General features: G+C 44.0%; 19 protein-coding genes. 7 read left to right on the forward strand and 12 right to left on the reverse strand.

From position 1 onward, the window contains the following. Positions 1–64: 64 nt before the first annotated feature. Positions 65–1,201 (reverse strand): DUF373 family protein, encoded by a 1,137-nt coding sequence (locus tag ACSAZL_RS13730; RefSeq protein WP_440945201.1) that lies wholly within the window; start codon positions 1,199–1,201, stop codon positions 65–67. Positions 1,202–1,791: 590 nt separating this feature from the next. Between ACSAZL_RS13730 and ACSAZL_RS13735 the strand changes: the two genes are divergently transcribed. Beyond that, positions 1,792–2,106 carry a hypothetical protein gene (locus ACSAZL_RS13735; RefSeq protein ID WP_440945202.1) on the forward strand — a complete coding sequence of 105 codons (315 nt, stop codon included), beginning with the start codon at positions 1,792–1,794 and terminating at the stop codon, positions 2,104–2,106. 9 nt (positions 2,107–2,115) lie between these two features. Here ACSAZL_RS13735 and ACSAZL_RS13740 read toward each other — a convergent pair whose 3' ends face one another. After that, positions 2,116–2,241 (reverse strand): hypothetical protein, encoded by a 126-nt coding sequence (locus ACSAZL_RS13740; RefSeq protein ID WP_440945203.1) that lies wholly within the window; start codon positions 2,239–2,241, stop codon positions 2,116–2,118. 490 nt (positions 2,242–2,731) lie between these two features. Between ACSAZL_RS13740 and ACSAZL_RS13745 the strand changes: the two genes are divergently transcribed. Next, a complete protein-coding gene (locus ACSAZL_RS13745) occupies positions 2,732–3,025 on the forward strand; it encodes a hypothetical protein (protein WP_440945204.1) in 294 nt (97 codons plus the stop codon). A gap of 73 nt (positions 3,026–3,098) precedes the next feature. Here ACSAZL_RS13745 and ACSAZL_RS13750 read toward each other — a convergent pair whose 3' ends face one another. The 3 genes from ACSAZL_RS13750 to ACSAZL_RS13760 all read right to left on the reverse strand — a co-directional run bounded on the left by ACSAZL_RS13750 (position 3,099) and on the right by ACSAZL_RS13760 (position 4,759). After that, the gene (locus ACSAZL_RS13750; protein WP_440945205.1) at positions 3,099–3,461 is read right to left on the reverse strand and encodes a hypothetical protein; all 363 of its coding nucleotides are present in this window, start codon (positions 3,459–3,461) and stop codon (positions 3,099–3,101) included. Between the two features lie 268 nt (positions 3,462–3,729). After that, a complete protein-coding gene (locus tag ACSAZL_RS13755) occupies positions 3,730–4,281 on the reverse strand; it encodes a VTT domain-containing protein (RefSeq protein ID WP_440945206.1) in 552 nt (183 codons plus the stop codon). Between the two features lie 7 nt (positions 4,282–4,288). Then, positions 4,289–4,759 carry a hypothetical protein gene (locus ACSAZL_RS13760; protein ID WP_440945207.1) on the reverse strand — a complete coding sequence of 157 codons (471 nt, stop codon included), beginning with the start codon at positions 4,757–4,759 and terminating at the stop codon, positions 4,289–4,291. Positions 4,760–5,150: 391 nt separating this feature from the next. On the opposite strand from ACSAZL_RS13760, the gene ACSAZL_RS13765 reads away from it, so the two are divergent. Continuing rightward, positions 5,151–5,888 carry a 5' nucleotidase, NT5C type gene (locus ACSAZL_RS13765; RefSeq protein ID WP_440945208.1) on the forward strand — a complete coding sequence of 246 codons (738 nt, stop codon included), beginning with the start codon at positions 5,151–5,153 and terminating at the stop codon, positions 5,886–5,888. A 176-nt stretch (positions 5,889–6,064) separates the two neighbouring features. Here the strand turns inward: ACSAZL_RS13765 and ACSAZL_RS13770 are convergent, their stop codons facing one another. Next, positions 6,065–7,981 (reverse strand): VIT domain-containing protein, encoded by a 1,917-nt coding sequence (locus ACSAZL_RS13770; protein WP_440945209.1) that lies wholly within the window; start codon positions 7,979–7,981, stop codon positions 6,065–6,067. 778 nt (positions 7,982–8,759) lie between these two features. Here ACSAZL_RS13770 and ACSAZL_RS13775 point away from each other — a divergent pair. Continuing rightward, a complete protein-coding gene (locus ACSAZL_RS13775; RefSeq protein WP_440945210.1) occupies positions 8,760–10,259 on the forward strand; it encodes a DUF2193 domain-containing protein in 1,500 nt (499 codons plus the stop codon). Between the two features lie 223 nt (positions 10,260–10,482). Here the strand turns inward: ACSAZL_RS13775 and ACSAZL_RS13780 are convergent, their stop codons facing one another. From ACSAZL_RS13780 to nikR, 5 genes are all read right to left on the reverse strand, one after another. Continuing rightward, the gene (locus ACSAZL_RS13780) at positions 10,483–10,722 is read right to left on the reverse strand and encodes a hypothetical protein (protein WP_440945211.1); all 240 of its coding nucleotides are present in this window, start codon (positions 10,720–10,722) and stop codon (positions 10,483–10,485) included. 177 nt (positions 10,723–10,899) lie between these two features. Further along, positions 10,900–11,103, reverse strand: coding sequence for a hypothetical protein (locus ACSAZL_RS13785; RefSeq protein ID WP_440945212.1), 204 nt, complete (start codon positions 11,101–11,103; stop codon positions 10,900–10,902). Between the two features lie 89 nt (positions 11,104–11,192). Then, on the reverse strand, positions 11,193–12,368 hold the full coding sequence (locus tag ACSAZL_RS13790) for a DUF2117 family protein (protein WP_440945213.1): 1,176 nt from the start codon (positions 12,366–12,368) through the stop codon (positions 11,193–11,195). Positions 12,369–13,006: 638 nt separating this feature from the next. Next, on the reverse strand, positions 13,007–13,510 hold the full coding sequence (locus ACSAZL_RS13795) for an amino acid-binding protein (protein ID WP_440945214.1): 504 nt from the start codon (positions 13,508–13,510) through the stop codon (positions 13,007–13,009). A gap of 160 nt (positions 13,511–13,670) precedes the next feature. After that, the gene (gene nikR / locus ACSAZL_RS13800) at positions 13,671–14,093 is read right to left on the reverse strand and encodes a nickel-responsive transcriptional regulator NikR (protein WP_440945215.1); all 423 of its coding nucleotides are present in this window, start codon (positions 14,091–14,093) and stop codon (positions 13,671–13,673) included. A 659-nt stretch (positions 14,094–14,752) separates the two neighbouring features. Here nikR and ACSAZL_RS13805 point away from each other — a divergent pair. The 3 genes from ACSAZL_RS13805 (at position 14,753) to hisE (ending at position 17,841) form a co-directional block, all read left to right on the forward strand. Continuing rightward, complete coding sequence (locus ACSAZL_RS13805) at positions 14,753–15,589, forward strand: YkgJ family cysteine cluster protein (RefSeq protein ID WP_440945216.1); 837 nt, start codon at positions 14,753–14,755, stop codon at positions 15,587–15,589. A 600-nt stretch (positions 15,590–16,189) separates the two neighbouring features. Beyond that, positions 16,190–17,452: a 3-isopropylmalate dehydratase large subunit gene (locus tag ACSAZL_RS13810; RefSeq protein ID WP_440948854.1), complete on the forward strand. Its 1,263-nt coding sequence runs from the start codon at positions 16,190–16,192 to the stop codon at positions 17,450–17,452. A 74-nt stretch (positions 17,453–17,526) separates the two neighbouring features. Then, positions 17,527–17,841, forward strand: a complete 315-nt coding sequence (gene hisE, locus ACSAZL_RS13815; RefSeq protein WP_440945217.1) for a phosphoribosyl-ATP diphosphatase — start codon at positions 17,527–17,529, stop codon at positions 17,839–17,841. 267 nt (positions 17,842–18,108) lie between these two features. Here hisE and ACSAZL_RS13820 read toward each other — a convergent pair whose 3' ends face one another. Continuing rightward, positions 18,109–18,984, reverse strand: coding sequence for a CBS domain-containing protein (locus ACSAZL_RS13820; protein WP_011021408.1), 876 nt, complete (start codon positions 18,982–18,984; stop codon positions 18,109–18,111). Positions 18,985–19,282 lie beyond the last annotated feature (298 nt).

The raw sequence follows: 19,282 nt of genomic DNA on the forward strand, positions 1-19,282 counted from the left end.
GATCTCCTTTCCCGCGGTTTAATACTGAACCTGTTAATTTTCAAATGATTTGCCTCTCAAAAGTTCATGAGGCTTTTTTACTTTGTTCCCCTTTCACTCTGTTCTCGTTTTCCGAAGTCTGGTTTGACAGGGAGTACTTTATCCCTGCAAGGGCAATGAGCACGGCAATTATGACCGAATATACGAAGTACTGAAGCGCAATGGAAGGATCACTTAACAAACCGCCGGAAATGGAAGCTTCAGCCAGGATGTAGGTGCTTGCTCCCCAGAAGAGCATTCCGGTTGCGATCACGAAGAGGGAGATAGAGATACTTCTGTATATAGGCTTGCCGTCCATCCTCAAGTCGAAAATCTTTCCCAGGTCCGCGAGCAGGAGAGCTGCTGCATACCCCCAGACAGAGGTATTGATGAAGACCGAGATCAGGGTCAAGGTCCCGTGGTACCAGACTCCTTCTGCGGAGTAGAGTTTCCAGACCTGCATAGCTCCGTATACGGTGGCTACAAGACTGGTAAGCAGGGCAGCAGTGTAGCTTATGAAAACCATTCTTTGCTCAAGGAAAGCATCCCAGAGCCTTTCTTTTTCAAGGGCAACTATATCGTCGAGCCCGAAGCCCCTGTACAGCATGTAAAGCCCGACAGCCGCAAGAATTCCTATAACCGCCCCTTCGGGGTAGTCGGCAAGCAGGAAGATGGCATAAATAAGAAAAGCAAGACCTATAGGCACGAAAAAAGTTTGAGAGATCTTGGGGTCACTGAAGGCGTGTTTGAGTATATAATATGTGCTTTCCAGATTTTCGCTCTGCATAACGACAATACGTTTTACGGAGTCAATTTTCATTCTGGACTGCACTATAGGGACAAGGGTTTCGTCTTCCGCCCCGTCTGAGACAAAGACCGCTCGCTTTACCTCATTCATCTGGAGATAGAGTTCGAGCTGCTCGGCGATCTTCTGGTCGGAAATCACGCCGACATTCTTATCCCCTGCGAAAGAAACGATCTCAGCATCAACTCCTTTTGCCCGAAGTTCGTCAAGGATCCGGATTCCTCCGAAAATAGTATTCGTGTCCGAATCCTCAGGATCAGCAATCCCGAGTGCAACTGCTGCCCGAACATTTGCCTCCCTCCCTACTATGGGAGTTTCCATTTTTGCTTTTTCGCCCAGGTCGTTATCCCTGTCTATGCATATAACTAAGGTCTGCATGTCTCCTCTATCATTTTTATGGAGATATTCTGTCCCGGAGATCCAGTTCTCTACTGAAAATGTATTATTATCAGGCTTCTTATTTCTCAGCTTGCAGGGGGATACATTACAGGAGCCGTATTTTTATATTTACCGGATCCTCTCCTCTTCTTTCCGGGAATTTCTGCCTGACCTGATACACACTTTGAATTTGTTGAACTTCCTTACTCTTTACAAGCATACTATTTTAATTTATAGTTTATAAGCTTGTAGCGTAATGGAGTTTATTTCAAAAACCAGCCTTGACCATCATTGGTTTTACAACGTTGACTTGAGAAAGACTGAAAATTGCAAAAATTGCGGATTGAGGTTTGGTTCAGATAGTATAAATTTATTTTGTATGTAAGAAATTGAGATGTCTCAGGTTGAGCTTATGTTTCCAAATTCCATCATGCTGGCTTCTTATCCGAAAATGAATTTTTATAAATTCTGGAGAACCTTAACTTCCAGGGATAATGTTATAATTCTGGATGCTAATATATAAGTGTTTAAAAACAAGTTCTCCTCACGAGAGAAAGTTATTATCATTATCGAACATTCAAGGGGTTTATATGGCAAAATCAGCTGAAACCGAAACAAAAGAAACCGGTAAAAAAGGTTTCAATATCCAGGAAAAAATTGGAAAGCTAGGGGATGATGTTGACAGTCTTGCAAAAAAGACAGGAGATGAAGCTTCAAAACTTGCAAAAAGCATAAATGGGGAAATAAAATCACTGTCCGGGGAAATAAAGTCCATTGATGTAAAAGACGAGGTAAAGAGCATTACCGTCAAGGTTGAAAAACTGGTTGACACGACTGGAGACAGTGCGAAAAAGCTTGCCTCGGATATCAAGGCAGATATCAAAAAGCTGATGGATAAAATCTAATGATAATTTTTAAGAAGAAACAGGTGAGACAAAGGATGAAGAAGCAGATGTCTTCTTCAAATTTATTTTCACTACTTGCTTTTCTTCCCTTATGCTCTTCCCTATCTTTCTTTTAACCTCTTCATTTATTCTCATTCTTCATTCTGGTTATCCCGTTTAACTGTTTTATCTTTTCCGAAATCCGGGAGGAGATCTCTCGGCTTCTCTCCCTGCGCCGTATGTGACCGGGACAGCCGTCAGTCCGACAAAAAGCGATCCAAAAACCTGCACCGCAATTAATAGAAATAATACCTTGGAGAAATACCAGGTAGCCAGGATAATTCGTCCTTAACTGCAAAAATCGTTTCTTAGTTAGAAAGTAAATATAAACGCTTCCGCCAGCTTGTCGGGCAGCCTTTCACAGAAGGAAAAAGGCAGAAATGAAAGAGAAATAAAGACCGAAGTTTCATCTTCTTTTGGCAGTTTGGTTCTGTTGTTACTCATAAGCGTCTCTTCAGCAGCGTCACTTTCTGTTCCTTAAAGTCTTTTTTGAAAAGGCCGCTCTCCTGCGTCTATTTACTTTACCGTTGTTTTTAAGTTGGTCTGCTTGAGCGCAGCTCATTACTATATCCCCAAATTTGCCCTCTTGAGCGAAGCGAAAAGGGCAGCGTACTGCAGAGCCGCAAATCTGCCGAAACAGATCTCGTGCTCCCGAGGCGAAATTCGGGCTGCAGAGCCGCAAATCTGCCGAAACAGATCTCGTGCTCCCGAGGCGAAATTCGGGCTGCAGAGCCGCAAATCTGCCGAAACAGATCTCGTGCTCCCGAGGCGAAATTCGGGCTGCAGAGCCGCAAATCTGCCGAAACAGATCTCGTGCTCCCGAGGCGAAATTCGGGCTGCAGAGCCGCAAATCTGCCGGGACAAGAACGACACAGTATAGCGAATAACGTTGTACGGATCAGATAAATCTTGATTTAGTCCACTTGAGCGAAATGAATTAACTTGAATTTCACTTACTCCTTGCTCCCCTGCGCATAAACCGAATCGACAATTTCACCTTCGATAACTGTGACGTTTACTGTAGCTGTATCGATTACAGTCGGATCTTTTTCAGAAATAAGATCGAACCTGTAGACGAACTCCCAGCAATAAGGGCAACGAAGGGGCACGGTTTCGACAAGAGTAGGTTCGGTTAAGTTATATTCCCTGTAGGAATCCAGGTTTATGACATAGGTTTCGGCAATCTGCTGGCTTTCCTCTTCCGAAGTTTCATTGAATTCATCGGAAACGGTTCCGTTACTTTCAGTGCAGCCGGAAATAACGACAAAAATAAAAATAATAATTAGAAGTATTGAGGATACTGAATGGTTTTTCACTGGCTCACGTCCTTTGAGTTTCGCTTACTCCGGATAGAGATATAAAAGGAATATTATTTGACAATTACTTACTTTCTGACATATTACTTGCTGATACGATAATTACCTGTTAATTTGACAAACATGCAGATTTGACAAATATGCGGATTTGACAAACCTGTTGATTTGACAATTACTTACCCCGAATTAGTGTGATTTCATGGGCTTCATGCAGAATTGAATTTATTTAGGAAATCCTGTTGCCGACTCTTGCCAGGATTAAAAAATTTCAAAGCTTCAGGATCAAGTTTGTCGAAAAAATGTAAAATGCATTGAGTATGGATTCTCCCACGAAAACGCCCAGCAGGCACTTGAGCACAGGTATCTTCAGGCTTGACCCGACATAAACAATCAAATCCGTAGGTACAAGCGGGAAAAAACTCCAGCCGACAATTACCGGGAGCTCTTTGTCGGTGAGGCCTCTCTTTATTTTTCGGACATATTTTCCGTGTTTTGTTTCAAAATAAGAATCAAAGCCCAGAAATTTTGAAAAATAGTATACTATGGTAGAAGAACTCAATATTCCTGTCATATTTACGATAAAGAGTTCCAGGGGATCGAAGATCAATACTCCTGCCAGGAGGAGGGGGGTTGAAGGGATCATTGTAAGGCCTCTGGCGGACAGAAGCAGGAAATAGATAATCAAGGCTACATAATGGTATTCTTCGGAAAGGTCTTCCAGGAAAAGGAGGTTTATTTCACCCGGGTAGAGGAAGTATGCCGTTATACCTCCTATTGCCAGGAGCATCCAGAGATAAAAAGCGAGCTTTTTCGAGTTCATCTCTCGCTCATCCTCTTCCCGGATCTTCCGGAGGTTTTACATCCTTACGAAGAGCTCCGTCTCTTTTTTCATTGGCCCGGTGTGCTCTTCTGGTACTTACATAGACGAGATCGGTATACTTGTTTATCCCGTAGAGTGTATAGGTGGAATTGTTCCCAGGGTCAGGGATATCATAAGTAACCATCAAAAATTCATCTTTTTTATTTACAGTGCCATAATGGCTCTCGAAAAGCTCTATAAAGTCGTCTTCCGGGCTTAACGAGACATTGAAGTATTCCAGCGCGAATTCTTCTTTTGTATAAGTCTCAAACTTAAATTCATGAGGGTCGGTCCCGCTGTGCTTAACAAGCAAATTGACGTGCGTATTCATGAAAAAGGGGCTGGAAAAAACCAGAATACCTGATACGAAAATAAGTACGAATAGGGTTAGAAAGGTATAAACGATAATTTTCAGGTATTTTTTCATTTTTCCTTTCATTGATCTGAATTAGTTTTGTAACAGTTATAAATATTCCTTTTAATTAGAGGGCACAGTTATAAATTCTTTTAATAAAGCAACCCTTTTAAAAAAACTAATCCAGATTAGGAAAATACGAAACAAAATACGAAACAAAATACGAAACAAAATACGAAACAAAATACGAAACAAAATATGAAACGTAACTATACCCCGAATAGTTACTTTCCTTTTTTGTTTCTTTTTTTCGTTTTTCCTCCCGTCTTTACATTTAGCCTTATTTTTTGCGCTACTGGCATTTTTTTGAGCCCTTCAGTTAATTATATTATTTAGGAAGAGTAAATATATTTATTATTCCTCCTATAATAAGTAGGAAACTATTTTCCGCCAGAAAAGGTAAGGAACGGTTGTCATGTCCATTTATGTTGATCAGCGCAGGTTTACAAGGAAAAGTTCCGTAAAGGACAACTCAACTCCTGTTGATAATGGTCAGAGTAATCCAGTCCAGAGTAGCCCGGCTCAAAATGGTTCCTTTCAGGGTTATCCTGTTCGGGGCAGTCCGGTCCAGGGTAACTCCCTTAGTTTTCACCCTACCCTTCCAGATGATACTCCTTACTCGCCCTTTTCCATACAGGATTCAGGGCTGAAGGTTTTTCTGGATATGGACGGAGTCCTCACGGATTTTACAGGCGCGTGCGAGCGATTGGGCGAACACATGATGTTCTGGTACACCACCGACAAGGAACGTTTCTGGAGGCACATTACAGCTGCAGGAGCCGATTTCTGGTCAGACATGTCCTGGCTGGAAGGAGGCAAGGAACTTCATTGCTTTCTAAGAAGTTCCGGCTTACATCCTACAATCCTTTCTGCCCTTCCTAATCCGGATCGAAAGGCTGCCCTGCTTAACGCCAGAAAAGGAAAAATAGAGTGGCTGAAAAAGGAACTCGGGACTCCATACGCAAACAATGCAATCCTCTGTTTCCGCCCGGAAAAAGCCCTCCAGTCCGGAGCCTCCAGGGTCCTGATCGATGACAACTCCGATAATATCCGCGAGTGGGAAGAAGCAGGCGGGACGGGTATCCTGCATAAGAACACAAGCCGGACAATCAGGTGTCTTGGCAGGGCAGTCGAAAAAGAACAGATGACCTGAATTTTTCTTTTTTCCCCCGAAAGCTAATAATCGTTAGTCTGATCATCCGAATTAAATAATTAAACTGCATTTTCTATATTGCTTCCGCTCCCACCGGCATCTGACGCCTCGATCATATAAAGTTAGTTTTCATCCGGCGGGAGCCTTAATCTTCACTTTTTTCTTTTCACCTTTTCTTACTTTTTCCGGAAACAGAATGCGACTCCGAAAAGTCCGATCAATGCAAGGAAAGCCCCGAACCCGGGTGTTGCTTCCTCTTCAACAGGTTCTTCAGCCAGCCCTCCTTCATATGCTTCATTCCTGTCATAGGACGAAGAACTATAAGGTCTCTGCTGACCGGCAGAAGAGACAGGCATTGCTTCCTCCCCAAGAGCCAGATCTTTTTCTACAGACATTTCCATCACTTCTTCCGTAACTTCTTCGTTTACGGTATCATCTGGTTCCGGATCTGCCAGTTCGGGTAGCTCCACGAATAAAGATGTGTAAGGAGTCACAAACCCGAATTCCAGAGCAAGTCCTGTTATTTCAGATACAAGGGTTTCGTTTTCTCCTTCGACTTCAATCCTGTCAAGAAGGGAATTTATGGTCGTGTAAGCCCAGACTCGGGGAATGAAAGAATTTGCAGCTTCCGGGACCACAGTAAATTCTTCTGAGAAATCCCGGTCTCCCACCCTGGTACTTGCGGAAACGTCCGCACGGGTGCTCCCTGTTCCTGTACTATATTTTCCCAGGACAATCGCATCCGAACCTGCAAAGAGGTTTTTCTCCCCGGTGTTCACAAGCTCCGAGACCTCGCCCCCGTAGGAGAAGTTCATATCCGTGATAAGGGGAGTTGAGATCGTGTCATAGAAGCTGCCTATTTCCTCGGCTGCGTTGGCATCAGGGGAGAACCACTCCGCAGTCCCGTAGTTTTCAAGGCTCATAGCCTTCAGGAAGTGGTAGTTGCTTTCGTCATCGATCCCGAAGGCGATTGAAAAGATCGAGACCTGTGCGGAATTCGCATCCTTTATGTTCTGGCGGATTGCGTAAGGGGAAACAACGCCCTCGGTGGGCTCCCCGTCGGTCAAAAAGACTATGATCGGAACCCTTTCACTCTCCGGGTCGAACATCCCGAGAGCCGTCAGCAGGGCTTCGTTGATGTTCGTGTCCCCGTTTGCTTCAAGCTTGTTTACAAAGTCCAGGGCTCCTGCCTTTTCTTCCGAATTCGCTCCCATCAGGGTCCCGGAAAAGCTCTGTACCGTGGAATCGAAGAAAATTATGTTGAAATAATCCCCTGGGGGGAGGTCTTCAATGATTTTTCCGAAAACTTCCTTTACCTGCTCGATTTTGTACCCTTCCATAGAACCGGATTTGTCGAGCACGAAAATTATTTCCTTGTCCATAGCTGAAGTCCCGAGATCTGCTTCATCCGGAGAAAAGATATGCATGAAGTATCCCTCGCTCCCATTTTCGTAAAACAGCATGTTCCCGTTCAGGGGAGGGTTTTCAGTCTCGAACACGACCCGGAGTTCCGAAGGGGGGAGAGAATCCGTTTTATACCTCACCTGTCCGCTTTTTGCCGAAAGGTACTCAACCTCAGCTGCCGGGAAATCCGGAGCTTCCAGGCGGGTGAGCTGATTTTCCGAATTGATGTTTACGGTTACCGAGAGGTTACCTGCTGACTTTCCACTTCCCAGGAACTGAACAAGTTCGTATTCCCCGAGAGTTTTCTTGAGAGCCTGTTCATAGGTCAGCTTGACAGTAATGCTCTGTCCGGGTTCAAAGTTAAGGGCGTAGGAAAAAAGATTTTGTTCTTCAGTTTCAAGCAGCCCTGCAGTCCTGCCTTCCGAGGCTGCAGTGTCGAACCTCCGGGAAGCTTCCTCTCTTTCCAGGACTTCGGCTGTGTATTCTTTTCCGTCAATGGTCAGGGAAAAGCTCGAAATGAAAGCCTCTTCCGGGATCAGGAAATTGAACCTGTCTTCGACTACCGTATCAGTCGGGTTGGAAAGCTTTTCTTCAACAGTAGTAGTAGCATACCCGTTGTTTACGTCCGTGCTGAGCTTCAGGTACTCTGCAACAGGGCTGGCTGCTCCTGCCTGAGAAGCTGCCAGCAAAACCAGGCAGACAATAAAGATTCTCTTGATCTGGTTCTCTATATGAAATCCCCCCTCTTTTTAATTCTGTGAACAGGAACAAATTATCTGTGGCATTTTCATGCCGGAATTCGGAAATAAGCCCGAAAAAAACTTATTTAGCATCGTAACAGAAAGTACGGCACTGTCTTATTTATATTTGGCTTTGACTGCGGATTATTTCGAAGTTATTGGAAAAAATAAGGGTTATAAAGTGCTGAAAAAATGAAATTGAAATTATCAGGGCTCCGGGAAAAAGCGGGTTCAATATTCCGAAAAAAAGGAAAAAATAGAAAACAAGAAAAGTAAATTTTTCGCCAAAAGATATTTTATGAGCATTTAAGATCCGAGCCTAAACAGTAGTTATCAAATTAACTTTTGATTTTATCATCAATAACAATTGCTACCAAATTTACCCTCTTTATTTCAGCGTTTTAATAATAGTTATCAATTTGAGCCCTGGATATCAGATTCCGGATCTTTAAACCAAATTTTATTCTTTAAATCAAACTATTTATAGAATAAAAAAGAATCATAGTATAAAATTTAGCATATATTACAACTGTAGAATCCAGAAGAACAATAACAGAAATTATCTGGATAGGGTATCTTTGGTTTTTAGTATGGGGGATTTATTTCTGTTAAATCTGGTCATCGAATTTAAGTTCTCAGGCTTTTAAGGTCTGAATTTCTGGATTTTTAAGGGTATTAATCCCTCGCAGATATCCTGACAACTTTAAAATGATTTTGGGGAGTGAATATGAAAGCGGAACCTAAAGATGATGTTCAGGAAATGTACAATAAAATGGCAGACGAGGCTGTAGAGGCCCAGAAAGCCGTTGTGGGAGTGATTAATAAAAAGAGGGGTAGCGAGTTCAAAGTAACAGATGCAAAACCCTACGTCGACGCGGTAAACAAAATGAAGCCGGTCGGAGAGCAGTCCAAAGAGGTCTTCGACCTGCACATCGATTCCGTAAACACCCATTACGAAACCCTCACAGGCCTTACGGACACGGTCAGGCCTGAAGATGATCCTTTTGTAGAGCATTACCAGACCCCTCCTATCCTTGAGATCCTCTATGAAGAAGACCCGGCTTTCCATGAATCCGTCATGAAGTTCGTGGAGGAAATAGGAAAATCCGAAGCCCTGATCGGAAAAGAGTCAATCCGACGGTACGGGGGCTTCTACGGGCCGACCTGTGTCGTGGACTTTGCCTTTGTGCCCGGAAGCACGAGCAATGTTGTAAACAGGATTCTCAAGAAGATGGACATCCCTGTGGAACACAAGCGTGCGATCTTGTCTTCAAAGTCCTGGGGGATGAACACGTCCTACGGAATTGGGGGGAAGTTCCAGATCGCGGTCGAAGATGGAAAAACTCCGTCGGAAGCCATAAAAGAAGAAATTGATATGCTCAAGATGGTCTACGAGTCTCCAGTGGATGCTCAGGTAAAACTCATGGAAGAAGCAGGGCATACCTCCTTTGACACCAAGAAGTATATGGAGACGTATAAGCAGAGGATCCGAAAAACCGTAAAGGCTGCCATGGACGCCGACATTTTCTACGGGAACATTGTGACAGTCCCCGCTTACGGCGTAGGTGACGTAGCCCACCATATCTCCCAATCCATGTACAACATGACAAAGGACGACGTCGTACTGGCAGTCATCAACGCTGTTACTGATGTCCTTGAGAGCACTATGAACCGGGCAAAAGGCAGGTTCAGGGACGAATACTCACCTCTGACCATCGGCACGGATGCAACAGCTGCTGCAGTCACCAAGATCCTCTGGATGGACGGGTTTACTACCATGATGGTGCTTGACCTGCTGGTCAAACGCTTCCACAATCTTGTGCTGACAAACCCGAGACGCGGAGCGGCAGCTGAGCTGCATAACGTGGATTTTATCGACCTGATTGAAAAGGGTGAACGGATTATCGACCATATTCCAAGGGGTGCCGGCTGCATTGTACAGGGTGTGCCTATCGACCTCAGCCCCATCGACAGGAACGAAGTCCTGCAAAATCCGCAGCGTTATACCTATCCGGCCTGTGCGATCACGGTCCGTTTCTCGGCTCTCATGCGCCTGGCAGATTTCCCCTGCCTCCTGACAAGCGAGCCCGTGACTGCAACGCTTATGACCAACATCATTGCACTGCACAAGAAGCAGGCACATTCTCCGGCCAGGGTCTGCAAGTTCTGTTCGGCGAACTACTTTGATTACAAGTGCGATTACTGTAACTGGTCAGATGCAGTGTAACGGATAGCGACAAAGGGAATGCGAAGGGCAGCTGAGGAAAAGAGTAACTGAGGAAAAGAGTAACTGAGGAAAAGAGTAACTGAGGAAAAGGGCAGCAATAGAGAGATCTGTGGATCCTTTCAAATACGGCCCTCCCTTACAGTTCTCTTTGTCCTGAACTTTTCAGTGAGGAGTTGAACGGCCGAACCGAAAAAGGTAGCTTGACACAGATTGCTACATAGATTTAGTAAACTGGTACGAATACCCTGTAAAACGGATAAAAGCCAAAAAAGTCAAAGGTGCTCTGTTTTTCTTCCGGCACAATTTCTTTTCCTGCTTCTTCTTCAAATGACCTTCCTGTCAGAGGTTCCGGCCCAACAACACACAGAATACTTTTCTGGTTTAGCCTTGCTCCGCATTCAATGAAAATGTTATCGGAGAGCTGCTTCCGCCTGAAAAAGAAGAGATAATGGGAGACATCCATTTGTGGAAATTTTATTAGGCGGAAGCGACATAAATAAAAACACTTTTTTTGAGTTATATTTATTTATCCGGGTAATGGACCTTAGCTTTACGCCGATATCCGGATTTTATTTCAGACTGGACCTTTTTTCCAGATACTGGAGAACTCCAAAGTTTCCCGGAAATTAGTTTTATATCCCTATTTGATCAATCCTGAGAGAACCAGCCTTTTGCCTGTAAGGAGCGGATCAAATCCATGTAAAAGCTCTCGAAATTTTTCATCATAGCCTTCTATTTCTGTCAGGATGTCGGAACCTTTCTCCTCAAGGCTCTTGATTGCAGTTGTCTCCGGGTGTTCAGCAGAATCCTTCAACTTTTCACCTGCCCTTGTAATTGGAACCACCCCCCCGTATCCTTATTAACTTCATCTGATTTCTTACCTGTTACTGCAAAGTGAGAATTCCCCGCTTTTTGAAAGGTGCAAGCAAAAGTTCAGTATTCTGAGATGGATTCCAGAGAATTTTCTGCAAGAGTTATGATCTTCCGCTTCAGGTCCCCAAGATTCTCAAAAATCGCAGAATATTTCCCTGAAAAGAGTTCCTGCTGAAGAATTCCCCCTAAATCATCATCCATTCCGGGCTTTAGATGAAGGATCAGGGACCCCGGAGCATAGTTCACTGCAGTTGCAAGTTCGTCACAGTCCCCGTCCGTAATCCCCAGAACAGGGATTCCAAATCTGGACAGGATACTTCCTGCAAGCTCTGTTGTGTCATCCCCAACGGTAATGGCAAGCTCTGCCCCTTCTATCAGCTCAAATGAACGCTCTGCGCAGTGGTCTATAAGAACCACCTTGACTCCGCCTTCCGGAGTCTTCTCCTGTAAAAAAATCTTTTTCAAAGAGGTGTTTTTCGCCATCCCTTCAGCTTTACCTTCCATCAGGCTTTTACAGCCATCTGGACTTTTTCGGGAAGCTGCGGTTTTTACCCATGCCCTTGCCAGGTCTACAGGTACTCTTTCTCCATGTTTATGGAGGATTTCGATACCCTGCTCCTTTATGGTTCCCCCTTCCATTGAAGTAAGAAAACCGTTTTCGGTCACGAGGATGACCTCAGAAGAAGTAGCTTTTCCAATCACGATCCCTTCAACCATTATGTTTGCCCCCGGGAAGGTTGAGATTCTCCTCAGGACCCGTTTTCCCTGGTTGGTAATTTCTATATTGTTGAATGGAAGCGGAGGAGGGGAAATTTTAAGGTTAAGAAGACATGAAAGTTTTTTTGCATGCGAATCTGCAGCCCGGTTCCACGGGATGAGTTCACCATCAAGGCAACCGGGCCTTTCAATCTGGATTAGGGGTTTCTCATCAGGATTTTTTATATTCGAAACCACGATCCTTCCGAAAGTCCGGCCTGTTTGAAGCTCACGACCATGGTTCAGGAGACACACCAGGTCATTTGACCCGAAAAGAGCCTCGATGCAGGCGCTGGGTTTCAGAAACTGTTCCGTTTCGATCAGGTTTTCAAGACCGGCATCAATCGCCGCAACTTTTCCCATAGTACCGCACAGGCAGACATCTATGCAATTATCCCTGGAAAGAAGAGTAAGGACATCTTTTACCGTCTGTGGAGAATCCACAAGCTGGAGGTTATGAATCACAATTCCGATCTTCATACATATAAAACATACATAGTCAAACTAATTATATTCACCGAATTGATTTTGTGTTAATAATTTTGTCATTCTTCCGAACCATTTGGAGATATCCTCTTCTATATCCTCTTCTATATCCTCTTCCATATCATTCAAGTTTCTGGCAGATAGCAGAAGATTTAGCCAGTACACAGGCTTGAAGAAGTCTGATAATTTCATCCGGGATTGTCCGAAGAGAAATATATGCGACTTCCGGCATAGGCTTTTATTCAGAGAGGATTTTTTCAAAGATCAAAAAAGTCGTATATTCATAATTAATGTTAAGCAGTTTAAATATGATATTATGAAATATTGCAGTCTGTAATATTTTTTACTCATATCTTTTACGCTTATATAATTTGACATTTCCGGCATCGGAAAAATGGTTACGGATCTTATGAAAAAGTCAGCCGGAAACAGGACGTACGTTTTCTTGTTACGACCCGCAGGCATGAAATGACCAGGACTGCGGATAGGGTGGTAAAACTAAAAGATGGAAAAAAATTACTACATGGGTTTTTCAAGCCTCTGCTTTTTTCCATTCGGGCTGGTACTTTCAAAAAGCTGCAATCCCAGTCCAGCTTTCATTAAACTCTGATTTTGTAAAAATGGAATTTTTTTCAGTAAATGCTTACTCCTTTTACCGAGGGTAGGTTAAGGATATCGTCAACAAGGTCACCGGGAACTTTGTGGTCGGTAATAATGGTGAGCCTGGGGTTGTCCGTAAGGTACGGGTCATCCGAGACAGCCTGGCGGATGCTTACATTGTGTTTGGAAATCAGGCCTGCAACTTCTGCAAGGATGCCAATGTGGGCGGCATCTTCAGGGATGATGATAATTACCCCGAGCCCGAGAGCAGGGGCCACGTCTCTGAGAAAAGGGATTGAATGGACATTTTTGAATATGGTGCTCAGGAGTTCGTCGGAGATGATGGTCTTTGTGGTCGCGTCAACAACCCGCCGGTCAACCCCCACTTCCTTTGCAAGCTGGGTGTGTGCAATCTCGATGCTTCCGGAAGTTACCTTTCCTTCCTCGTTCACCTGAAACCCGCGTTCAAAAAGTAACTTAAGTACTTTTGCCTGTGCCGGGTATTTTTCGAACTTATTAAGTAGTGCCTGCCACATACAAACTAACTTTTAATTGAGTCTCCGAATATAAAGCTTGCTGATTGGACCCAGAGCCGCGAGGTAAATAGATTGTATTTATTTCCACAAATGTTCTCAGATATCAGTAGGAACCGACCTGAAATTAAGAACATGTTCAGCGACCGAATATCTGAATAAATCAGATATTTTCATTTGAAGCTACGGTTGTGAGCCTGGAGAATTTTACCCCTTTGAGGGCCATCATAGCTTCGGAAAGCTCCGTTATTTCTTTGCCGTCCCCGTTCAGAACAACTACTTCAAAACACTCTTCGTGGCTAAGGTGAATATGTACTGAAGACTTGATCAGGTGCGAGTAGTGGTGCTGTATGTCGGTCAGGGCATTTGAAAGCCCGCGTTTTGTGTGGTCGTAAATAAATGCAATTGTTCCGACTCGATGGCCTTTAATGTCATTCATCCACTCGTAATAGGAAATATAACTCCTGATGGCATCTCTTATGCCTTCCGAGCGGGAAGAATAACCTCTTTTTCCGATAATCTCATCAAATTCACCAAGAAGGATATCAGGAAGGGAAACCCCTATCCTCATGAGTTCTGTTTCCATCATATCACCCACCGGTAATTTCAAATTTAACTGAGTAGTACTACATAAGTCATTATACGTATTACTATATATGTTTTTTTCACTTAAGAACTAAAATAAAAAAGTGTGGTGGCGGGAAAAAAAAGAGATATCACTGACAGACAACAGAATAAATGATTAAATTGAGTCTTGAAACATTCATGTTAAAAACATCTTCGATATGAAATCTGTTTTCCCACAATAAGGAATGTCTCTTCCGTGGAGTAATACAAATATCAAATATAATAACATCAAATATTATGAAAGTTATGAAAAGTATTAAATATAAGCTTATCATACATTCATATGTCTATGCGAACAGACAAAAAATAAAAAAACGCCTCCTAAATCGATGAATAAACTTGCAACACTGTGTATTCCTCATCTGTAAGTGCAGGCAGGTGGGGAATATCAGTGCAAGGACAGAACAGGAAAAAAGCAAAAATCCGTTGGAGGTCACTGCCCCACCCTCATTAATTATTATGCTTCAACTGTTTTAATAAAGATAGTTATTTGATTGATGCCGAGCATGAAGATTTATTTTTCCGTACCTGTATCCTTCAGACACTCTTATTCTGCTAGCAATCGCCACCCACGTTAGTTGCGTTAGTTTGATCTACCTGCAGGACAGGAACCTGTATATGGAAGAATCCAGTTCAGGCAGTCCGCAAAAACCCGAAAAAACAAAGTATCAGCTCATTCTAATTGCCGCCCTCAAAAAAGAAATTGAGATGGCTCGCAGGCTTGACCCTGAAAAGCTTGCATCCGAGATCGAAAAAACAGGTTTTTCCTGCCAGTACTGCGGAAAGTGCTGCCGGCGGGCTTTTGGGGACAACCGGGTAGTGTTGACTCCTCCGGAGATTGAGAAAATCCAGAAGCATACAGGGCTTTCAAAACTTGAAGTTGCAGGCCCCCTTATCCCCGAAACCTGCCAGCCCGAAGAAACCGGAAACGAGGAAGAAGATAGAGATAGAGAAATTGATAGAGAAATTTCTTCCGCACAACCGGAAATACCAGAAAAAGATGAAGAAGCGTTCTCAAAATCTCCTCAGTTTTTTGAGCTCCTGAAAGAGGACATCGACTCCGAGGGCAATATCCATGCCTACGGCTGGATGCTCAGGCGAAAAAGGAATGGAGACTGCATTTTCCTTGAAAAGGACACAAACAGGTGCAGGATTTATCCCGTGCGCCCGATGCTCTGCAGCACCTATCCTTTTTACATTGAAGGGCTTAAACTGTACACCTGCGAATGTGAAGGGCTTGGAGGGCACATTTCTCCGGAAGAGAGCCGGAAACTTGCAGAGGTCCTGCTCTCCAGATATATCGCGGAACTTGAGGACACGCTTGCTATGTACGAAAAATACGAGGATTTTGAAAAAGGGAAAGAAGGGGTGGAGATTGCAAGAAATAATCTGGGAAAAGGCACATGCGTTTATGTAGTTCACGACAGCAGAGGAATTACGAAAATGATCGATTAAGCACGGATTTAGGGAATAACTGGAAGTCCAGAATTAACTGGTTTATCTATTCCGGAAGCCTGAGGGAATCTTACAGTTATCTTTCCCTGCGCCGCGCGGGTTTGGACCGGCCCGCCGCCCAGATAAAAAATAACCGGCAAACCAACCCCACAATTAAGAGAGATATACTGGAAAGATGATGAAGAAACACGCCCTGGGCTTGAAGTCAATACTTCCTTTAACCTGGAGACCGATTTTCAATTCAAAACCAAAGATAGGATGTCCACGCCAGCTTCCCTAGCGCCCCTGCAAAAATCAGAAAAAGAAAAAGAAGCAGGAGTTATCGGCCCCCCGATCACTATTAGATGGCAGTTTACGGGTGCCATCAGTCGTTTTTGCGTTAAGACTTTTTCTCATTTTTCTTCTTTTCCGTCTTTTTGAGACGACCGCTCTCCTTCGTCGAGCGGGACAGAAGCGAAACTAGGGAAGAAAAACTCTTTTGAAAAACCTATTATTCCTGTCCTGAACCTCATTTCTATTCCGGTTCAGCAATTAAATTTATTTATTAGAAAGCTCCAGTTATTCCCCATGACCGGAATGTCTGGTAGTGACAAACGTCCGATGACCGTTTCGGAGAAGATCTTTTCGAAGGCCTCTGGAACTCCCGTGAAAGCCGGGGATTTCGTACTGGCAAACATAGACCTGGCAATGACCCACGACATCACAGGTCCGCTGGCAGTCCAGGGCTTTTACGAAATCATGAGAGATGAAGAAGAAAAAAAAGTCTGGGACCCCAGCAAAATTGTAATCATTTTCGATCACCAGGTCCCTGCAGACTCGATTAATGCCGCAGAAAACCACATCATGCTCAGGAAGTTTGCAAAAGAGCAGGGCATTTTAAACTACGATGTTTATGAAGGAGTCTGCCATCAGGTTCTGCCCGAAAAAGGGCATGTACTGCCCGGAGACCTGATTGTGGGTTCTGACTCCCATACCTGCGCATACGGGTCTTTGGGGGCATTTTCTACCGGCATAGGGTCCACCGACATGGCAGCCGTTTTTGCTACAGGCAAACTCTGGTTCAGGGTTCCCGAGACCTTCCGTTTTGAAGTAGAAGGCAAACTGCCAGAGCGCGTTTACTCCAAAGACCTTATCCTTCACCTTATCGGGGATGTAGGCGTGGAAGGTGCCAGGTATATGGCAGCCGAGTATGCAGGTCCTACCATCCGTTCCCTCTCCATCCCTGAGCGCATGACCATCTCCAACATGGCAATCGAGATGGGAGGAAAGGCAGGAATCATTGAAGCCGACGAGGTTACCGAAGCATACCTCCGGGAAAGGATTCCCGGCTACAAACTTGACCCTTACTGGAAGTCCGATGAAGGGGCTAAATACCTGGACATCAGGCACTACGATGTCTCTGACCTTGAACCCCAGGTAGCCTGCCCTCACAATGTCGATAACGTAAAGCCGGTAAGTGAAGTTGAAGGCACTAAGCTTAACCAGATCTTTATGGGCTCCTGTACGAATGGCAGGTTTGAAGACATAAAGATAATGGCTGATATCATGGGCGACGAACCTGTAGCAAAAGATGTGCGTCTCCTTGTTGTGCCTGCTTCGAAAACCGAATATATGAAACTGTTAAAAGCCGGATATGTTGAAAAACTCATGAATGCCGGCGCAATCGTAGAAGCTCCCTGCTGCGGACCCTGTATGGGTGGCTCTTTCGGCCTGCTAGGCCCGGGAGAAGTCGGGCTTGCAACCTCTAACCGTAACTTCAAGGGTAGAGAAGGAAGCGCCGAATCATTCGTGTACCTTTCTTCCCCTGCAACCGCAGGAGCATCCGCCCTTACAGGAGAAATTACCGACCCCAGGAAGGTTTGAAAACCCTCCTGTTTTTACTTCTTTTTATTTTTCAGAATTATTATAACTGTTATTTATCTTGAACAGGTGTTAGAATGCCGGAGGCTGACTTATCAATTTTAAACAGGGTGTATGAGATAATCCTGGACCGGAAAGAGAACTATGACGAAAATTCATATGTCTGTAAACTCCTGAACCACCGCAAGGGCATGAACAAAATCCTTGAGAAAGTGGGGGAGGAATCCATTGAAACCATCCTTGCGGTCAGGAATGAAGACCATAAAGAAATCGTCTCGGAAAGCTCGGATCTGATTTTCCATCTGCTGGTACTGCTTGCAGCAAACAACGTTACCCTTGACGAGATTGCAGCCGAGCTCAGTGCCAGGCACGAAAAAATGAAAAGAGACTGAATAAAAAGATTAAAAACAATAGAAAGAGATTTTAAAAACGATAACTTTTGGAGAGCGCCCGGATAAGAACCGAAGAAGCTAAAGAGAGGTTTTATAAGAGGTAGAGAAGGGGTTGAAAACCCGGACTCCTTTCCTCCGATCAGGCGTTCCCTCAGTTAAATTACAATTTCAACCAGATGATTGCGGTTTCGATATAGGAAACCAGTTTTAACTAGCTGAACCCGGAGTTCAATAAACTGATCCAGTTTTAAAAAGCTGATTCCCTTTTCAATATACTGCAAGTTCGTTCAGCACATCGGTTTTTGACAGTGTCCCCTTGGGAACTCCGTTGATTGTTACAATAAGCCTTCCCACGTTATATTTGTGGAAGAGCTTTACCACATCATAGAGCTGCATGTCCCCGTCAACCGTTATCAGCTCTTTTGTCATTATGTCCTTAACCTTGACATTGGGCTTTCCCTGGGCAATGGCATGTGCAATATCGGTATAGGTAATTATCCCTACGATTTTTCCCTTGTCTTCCACAGGGGCTCCGTGTACGTTATTCCGGATAAAAAGCCGTGTTGCTTCCTGGATGCTTGCATTGAGGTTCACGAGCAGCGGAGGATATTTCATATAATGTTTGACATGTTTTTTGGGCAAGGAGATCATTTCTGTAATGTTAAAAAGGATTGAGTTATTGGTGTCGTCCCTTCCCGTAACTTCTCCCCGGACTATGAGGCGGTTTACGGGGGTTGGCCCTACCTGCAGCTTATCGTCCATTACAAAGTCCTTGATGTTTCCTATTACTCTGATTACCCCGTTACAGGCATCGGGATTCCTGACGGTCGTGAAGCTTATTTCTGCAGCTGTTGCACCGTTAACGATCACATTGTTCCTGTAGATGGGAACAACAGATTCGTTTTTCAACTGCTGGATGCGTAAAGCATCATATGCTGCCCCTGTTGGTTTATAACCCCCCTTTGGCCCGGGTACCCCTTCAACCAGTCCCAGAGCCTTTAATAACTGCATCTGGTTGCGGACCGTACCAGGGTTTCGCTGGATAACTTCGGCAATTTCTTCCCCTTTAATTGCCCTGTCTTTTTGCCGCTGAAGGTTGATTAATGCAATAATAATGTCTTTTTGAATCGGAGTGAGTTCCATACTACCACCATCAATTTCATATACCTTGTATCAGGATGAAGTATAACATACATCGAGAATAGTGTATACCTTAATTTACCATAATTAATGATTATAAATTCATAATACAAATTACAATTACAAATATAAATAAAGTCCGGTTCTACTTAAAAATACAGCCGTTTTCCTGCCTGTATTTAAGGTTATTATAATAATTTAGAACTAAACTCTGATAGAACCAGAATTGTAATTCGATTATTGAGCAGGCAACATATAAATGTAAATTAAACAGTAATTATACGGTTCTCGAGTACTGCTC

Origin of the sequence: Methanosarcina mangrovi (assembly GCF_052057765.1) — an archaeon.
Lineage (GTDB): Archaea > Halobacteriota > Methanosarcinia > Methanosarcinales > Methanosarcinaceae > Methanosarcina.

Coding starts and splice junctions, on each gene's coding strand:
- ACSAZL_RS13730 (WP_440945201.1), bottom strand. CDS start 1,201: ATGCAGACCTTAGTTATATGCATAGACAGGGATAACGACCTGGGCGAA.
- ACSAZL_RS13735 (WP_440945202.1), top strand. CDS start 1,792: ATGGCAAAATCAGCTGAAACCGAAACAAAAGAAACCGGTAAAAAAGGT.
- ACSAZL_RS13740 (WP_440945203.1), bottom strand. CDS start 2,241: ATGAGAATAAATGAAGAGGTTAAAAGAAAGATAGGGAAGAGCATAAGG.
- ACSAZL_RS13755 (WP_440945206.1), bottom strand. CDS start 4,281: ATGAACTCGAAAAAGCTCGCTTTTTATCTCTGGATGCTCCTGGCAATA.
- ACSAZL_RS13760 (WP_440945207.1), bottom strand. CDS start 4,759: ATGAAAGGAAAAATGAAAAAATACCTGAAAATTATCGTTTATACCTTT.
- ACSAZL_RS13765 (WP_440945208.1), top strand. CDS start 5,151: ATGTCCATTTATGTTGATCAGCGCAGGTTTACAAGGAAAAGTTCCGTA.
- ACSAZL_RS13775 (WP_440945210.1), top strand. CDS start 8,760: ATGAAAGCGGAACCTAAAGATGATGTTCAGGAAATGTACAATAAAATG.
- ACSAZL_RS13780 (WP_440945211.1), bottom strand. CDS start 10,722: ATGGATGTCTCCCATTATCTCTTCTTTTTCAGGCGGAAGCAGCTCTCC.
- ACSAZL_RS13790 (WP_440945213.1), bottom strand. CDS start 12,368: ATGAAGATCGGAATTGTGATTCATAACCTCCAGCTTGTGGATTCTCCA.
- ACSAZL_RS13795 (WP_440945214.1), bottom strand. CDS start 13,510: ATGTGGCAGGCACTACTTAATAAGTTCGAAAAATACCCGGCACAGGCA.
- nikR (WP_440945215.1), bottom strand. CDS start 14,093: ATGGAAACAGAACTCATGAGGATAGGGGTTTCCCTTCCTGATATCCTT.
- ACSAZL_RS13805 (WP_440945216.1), top strand. CDS start 14,753: ATGGAAGAATCCAGTTCAGGCAGTCCGCAAAAACCCGAAAAAACAAAG.
- ACSAZL_RS13810 (WP_440948854.1), top strand. CDS start 16,190: ATGACCGTTTCGGAGAAGATCTTTTCGAAGGCCTCTGGAACTCCCGTG.
- hisE (WP_440945217.1), top strand. CDS start 17,527: ATGCCGGAGGCTGACTTATCAATTTTAAACAGGGTGTATGAGATAATC.
- ACSAZL_RS13820 (WP_011021408.1), bottom strand. CDS start 18,984: ATGGAACTCACTCCGATTCAAAAAGACATTATTATTGCATTAATCAAC.